Below are 861 nucleotides of genomic sequence, written 5' to 3' on the forward strand. Positions count from 1 at the left end.
CCGGCGGTCCCGAGCGCACCGCCGCCGTCAAGATCGGTAAAAACCCCTTTACTAACCGGGCGACGGTGGTCGAGAGCCCACTATGGTAGTGACGCTGGCAACCCGCCCCCGCAAGGGCTCTATATCATAAAGTGGAGTGAGTCATGAAGTGGAATGAGACTTTCTCCTTTATTTCCCGTCAATATGGGGTAAACATGGATGCGATCCGTGCTATGAACAAGCTAAAAAAGAGGGTGTTTTGGTCGGCCAGCGGCTGCGCATTCCCTTGGTGGGAAGCTCTCAAACCGTGTCACCGCCCGCTGCCGTGTTGAAGGGCGGTCAGCATAGGCACCAAGTGGCGCGTAGCGATACATTGACTGCGATCACCGCTTGTTATGGCGTGTCTGCCATCGCCATCAAGCTCGCTAATAATATTACATCCAATAACGTGATGCTGGGACAAACGTTGTCCATACCGCCCGCTTAAGGCCAGAGAGGACCCGATTATCATGTCGATTCATGTGCTGCTGCCACAGCTTGCCAACCAAATTGCCGCCGGTGAAGCGGTGGAACGCGACGCGTCAGTGGTAAAGGAACTCCTCGAAAACAGTTTTGACACCAGTGCGACCTGCATTGAGATCGACATTGAGCGCGGCGGCGCCAAACGTATCCGAATTCGTGATAACGGCAGCAGTATCGTTAAAGAGGAGCTAGCGCCAGTGCTGGCCCACCATGCGACCAGCAAAATCATTAGCCTGGAAGATCTAGTAAGTATTACCAGTATGGATTTTTGCGGCGAGGTTTTACCAGCGTAAATTCCTTGTCGCGTCTGATCTTGACCTCGTGCACCGTCGCGCAGAGCGAAGCCTGGCAAGTATAAGC

Annotated in this window: 1 pseudogene; it reads left to right on the top strand. The window is 53.9% G+C overall.

From position 1 onward, the window contains the following. Nucleotides 1-545: 545 nt before the first annotated feature. Nucleotides 546-861: pseudogene (locus BG74_RS16580) on the top strand (ATP-binding protein); the annotation flags it as partial.

Origin of the sequence: Sodalis-like endosymbiont of Proechinophthirus fluctus (assembly GCF_001602625.1) — a bacterium.
Lineage (GTDB): Bacteria > Pseudomonadota > Gammaproteobacteria > Enterobacterales > Enterobacteriaceae.